Genomic DNA, 4,028 nt, shown 5'->3' on the forward strand with positions numbered 1-4,028 from the left:
GAATTTTTTGACAAACATCACTCATTTATCAATTTGATGCATGTTTTTTAATCATCAAGTGTTCTTTTTAATCGATATCTGTCTCTTATCGTTTTTTTAGTGAGGAGAATTCCTTTCAGGCTGTGGGTTTGTTATCGTGCCGCGGTGGTTATTTGGTTTCTAGAGAGCGTGAAATGAAAGGTCGTTGGGGACAATATGTAGTAGGTGGGCTGTTGGTGGCATTGCTAGCGGGATGTTCGTCGCGTCCAACAGATAAAGGCCAGCAGTATAAGGATGGGAAGATTAACGATCCCTTAGAGCTCGTTAATAGACCGAATGCCAAAGGAAAACCGGTTAACGGAAAGGATTTCTCCGATCAGCTCACCGCTATCCAACGTGCATCGCCTTCTCTCTATAATAGAAACACCGATACTTTCCAAGCGGTGACCAACTGGTTACGAGCCGGAGCCGATACGCGCCAGCTGTCCCAGTTTGGTTTGAACGCATATCAGATGGAAGGGATGGATAATTTTGGTAACGTGCAATTCACGGGCTATTACACGCCGGTGATTGAAGCGCGTTATACGCGTCAGGGTGAATTCCAGTACCCACTGTATCGCATGCCAAGCAAAGGTAAGAACCGCCGTCTGCCAGAACGCTCGGCTATTTACTCCGGCGCGCTGGATAACCGCAATCTGGAAATCGGTTATAGCAACTCCATTATGGACAACTTCATGATGGAAGTGCAGGGCAGTGGCTATGTGGACTACGGCGATGGCCGTCCATTGACCTTCTTTGGCTACTCTGGCAAAAACGGCCATGCTTACCGCAGTATCGGCAAGGTGCTGATCGATCGCGGTGAAGTTGCGCGTGAAGAGATGTCGATGCAGGCGATTCGTAAGTGGGCGGATAACCATTCTGCCGCGGAAGTTCGCGAACTGCTGGAGCAAAACCCTTCTTTCGTATTCTTCAAACCGGAAATGTATGCGCCGGTGAAAGGCGCAAGCGGTGTGCCTTTAGTGGCAAAAGCGTCCGTTGCATCGGATCGTTCGTTGATCCCAGCCGGTTCTACGCTGTTGGCCGAAGTGCCTTTGCTGGATAATCAGGGTAAATTTACCGGCAAATATGAGATGCGCTTGATGGTGGCTCTGGACGTCGGTGGGGCGATTAAAGGCCAACACTTCGATATCTATCAGGGCATTGGCCCTGAAGCAGGACACGCGGCTGGCTTCTATAATCACTATGGCCGTGTCTGGGTGCTGAAAACCCCGCAAAGCGGTGGGCCGTTGTTCAGCGCTTATAATAGATAGCCTTTTTTATTGTTTTCCCTCCCTGCCTCCTCCTTCTTAGGGGGAGGAGCAGTTTGCTGCTCCTCGGTCGGCGAGGGGCTGTATCAAGAATTTCTAAGGTAATAAATCCAATGACAGCATCTTTTTCCGACGCTTATATGCAGCGTTTTAGCGGTATTGCTCGCTTATATGGCCAGCAGGCGCTGGGCGTATTCTCTCAGGCTAATGTGTGCGTTATCGGTATTGGCGGCGTGGGGTCGTGGGCGGCAGAAGCGTTAGCTCGCACGGGGATTGGTGCTATTACGTTGATCGATATGGATGATGTTTGCGTAACAAACACCAACCGGCAGATCCATGCTCTGCGCAGCAATGTGGGGCAGGCGAAAACAGAAGTGGTTGCTGCCCGTATTCGTGAGATCAATCCAGAGTGTCAGGTCACCTGCATCGATGATTTTATTACGCCTGATAACGTTGATAAGCTGATTGATAACCGCTTCAGCTATGTCATCGACGCCATTGATAGCGTGCGACCAAAGGCTGCGCTGTTAGCCTATTGCCGTCGCTTTAAGATCCCGATTGTGACGACCGGTGGCGCGGGCGGACAAATTGATCCCACGCGCATTGAAGTCGCTGATTTGGCGAAAACCATTCAAGATCCGCTGGCGGCCAAGCTGCGTGAGCGTTTGAAGAATGATTTCAACGTGGTGAAAAATAGCAAAGGTAAGCTGGGTATCGACTGCGTGTTCTCGACCGAGCCACTGGTCTATCCACAGCCCGATGGCAGCGTATGTGCTTCTCGTAGCACTGCGGAAGGGCCTAAACGTATGGATTGCGCCTCTGGGTTTGGTTCGGTCACGATGGTGACGGCAACCTTTGGTTTTGTTGCCGTGGCGCATGCGATTAAGAAAATGCTGGCTAAGGCTGAGCGTTTGGCTGCTCAGCCTCAGTAATTAAAGTCAGTGATTACAGATAGCTTTGCGCTATGTTTTTGATCCCAGCGGCGAGCGAGTTTAAACCGCTGGCGCGCGAAGAGCTTAACTGTTCTAAAATATTGAGCTGTTGAAATAGCGTAAGCGGGTCGCTTGCCATAATTTGCTGCGGCGTTTTGCCTTCTGACGCCGTTAGCAAGATTGCCAAGAGGCCTTTGACGATGCGTCCGTCGCTGTCGCCATAATAATGCATCGTTCCATCCTCAAGTAATTCTCCGCCTAGCCATACCTGATTCTCACAGCCTGCCAGTTCGGTTTTCTGCTGCTTTAGCTCCGGTGGTAGTGCCGGTAGCTCACGTGCCAGCAGAATGATTTGGCGGTAGCGATCTTCCCAAAGCGTGAGAGACTCAAAGCGTGCGGCTAACATTTCAGGCGTTAATGTTCGGCCAAAAGGATGGGGGGCAATCATGCAAAATCCTCGTCGTTCAAGATTGATAGCGCATAGTTTACCGCTTTTACCAGCGTGGTGACGTCTTCAGGACAATTATAGGGCGCAAATGAAGCACGGAGCGAACCGGTAATGCCTAACGCCTGTATTAATGGCTGTGCACAATGTTGGCCTGCGCGTAACGCCACGCCTTGTTCAGCCACTAAAGCGACTAAATCGCTGTGGTGAATACCCGCAATATTGAAAGCCAGCAGCGCGGATTTAGGCGCTCGGTAACTGATAAACCCTTTAATCTGGCTAAGCTGTTGCTCCGCTTGTTCGGCCAGAGAAACGCAGTAAGCTTCCGCAGCGGCTAAGTCGAAATATTCTAGCCACTCAAGTACCGCTGAAAATCCGATAACTCCGACGATGTTGGGGGTTCCTGCTTCGAAACGGTGAGGTATGGCTTGTTCGATAAAACCGTCAAACCCGGCTTTGGTTAGCATTTTCCCGCCGCCCTGCCACGCATGCATCTGCGCGAGATATTCAGGCTTACCATACAACACGCCAAGCCCCGTTGGGCCATACATTTTGTGGGCAGAAAAAGCATAAAAATCGACGTTGAGATCGGCGACGTCAAGTGGGTGATGCACCACGCCTTGCGCGCCATCAATCATAACTGGCGTGCCATTTTGATGCGCCAACTCTAGCGCATAGCGTAGATCGGGGCAGCCACCGGTGACGTTCGACATTTGCCCCAAGGCCATCATTTTGGTGCGCGAAGTGAGTAGCGCCGGTAACTGTTCTAGAGCCGGTAACCCGTGTTGGTTGACCGGAAGCTTAACGACGTTAGCGCCACATTGTTCAGCTACCATCAGCCACGGTATCAAATTTGCGTGATGCTCAGCTTCACTCACCAGTATTTCATCACCGGCCTGCAAAATGGGGCGCAGAAAGCTTTGTGCCACGAGGTTGATGGCTTCGGTGGTGCCTTTAGTCCACACAATGCTGTCTGCGCTGTGAGCATGCAGAAGCTGGGCAACCTGCTGGCGAGCCGATTCATAGCGCTGAGTCAAGCGCAGAGCGGCCTGATGCTGGCTGCGGTGTACGGTAGCGGCGCTGCCAGCGTAATACGCTTGAGTGGCTTCAACCAATGCTTGAGGTTTTAGTGCGGTTGCTGCGCTGTCGAGATAGACCGCATGCTGCTCGTTATCTATTGCTGAAAGTGCAGGGAAGTGGCCGCGAAAGGCTGAATAATCAAAGGATGTCATGCGGAATAATTCCTCATTGCGGGCCGCTTGGTTGTCACGCCCAACGAGCGGCATGACAGATTAATCTGAATAATCCGGCAGTTTTCTGGCAAAGCTGAAATAGCTTGTTATGCTTTTAACTACTGGCAAATGA

At 51.1% G+C, this 4,028-nt stretch carries 4 protein-coding genes; 2 read left to right on the forward strand and 2 right to left on the reverse strand.

All coding sequences use genetic code 11. The features are described 5' to 3' along the window. The first annotated feature begins 173 nt into the window (after positions 1-173). Together mltA and tcdA are read left to right on the forward strand one after the other, a co-directional pair. Positions 174-1,289, forward strand: coding sequence for a murein transglycosylase A (mltA, locus tag RSC70_RS20930; RefSeq protein ID WP_025800244.1), 1,116 nt, complete (start codon positions 174-176; stop codon positions 1,287-1,289). Positions 1,290-1,399: 110 nt separating this feature from the next. Continuing rightward, complete coding sequence (gene tcdA, locus RSC70_RS20935) at positions 1,400-2,218, forward strand: tRNA cyclic N6-threonylcarbamoyladenosine(37) synthase TcdA (RefSeq protein ID WP_234618953.1); 819 nt, start codon at positions 1,400-1,402, stop codon at positions 2,216-2,218. Positions 2,219-2,231: 13 nt separating this feature from the next. Here tcdA and csdE read toward each other — a convergent pair whose 3' ends face one another. Both csdE and csdA read right to left on the reverse strand, forming a co-directional pair. Beyond that, on the reverse strand, positions 2,232-2,666 hold the full coding sequence (csdE, locus tag RSC70_RS20940; RefSeq protein ID WP_063586522.1) for a cysteine desulfurase sulfur acceptor subunit CsdE: 435 nt from the start codon (positions 2,664-2,666) through the stop codon (positions 2,232-2,234). After that, positions 2,663-3,895 carry a cysteine desulfurase CsdA gene (gene csdA, locus RSC70_RS20945; RefSeq protein WP_282806955.1) on the reverse strand — a complete coding sequence of 411 codons (1,233 nt, stop codon included), beginning with the start codon at positions 3,893-3,895 and terminating at the stop codon, positions 2,663-2,665. The genes csdE and csdA overlap by 4 nt, the downstream gene beginning before the upstream one ends. Positions 3,896-4,028 lie beyond the last annotated feature (133 nt).

Origin of the sequence: Hafnia sp., from assembly GCF_036648275.1 — a bacterium.
Classification (GTDB): domain Bacteria; phylum Pseudomonadota; class Gammaproteobacteria; order Enterobacterales; family Enterobacteriaceae; genus Hafnia; species Hafnia alvei.

Bases quoted from the DNA above. Each gene is read 5' to 3' on its own strand.
- mltA (WP_025800244.1), top strand. From the start codon at position 174: ATGAAAGGTCGTTGGGGACAATATGTAGTAGGTGGGCTGTTGGTGGCA.
- csdA (WP_282806955.1), bottom strand. From the start codon at position 3,895: ATGACATCCTTTGATTATTCAGCCTTTCGCGGCCACTTCCCTGCACTT.
- csdE (WP_063586522.1), bottom strand. From the start codon at position 2,666: ATGATTGCCCCCCATCCTTTTGGCCGAACATTAACGCCTGAAATGTTA.
- tcdA (WP_234618953.1), top strand. From the start codon at position 1,400: ATGACAGCATCTTTTTCCGACGCTTATATGCAGCGTTTTAGCGGTATT.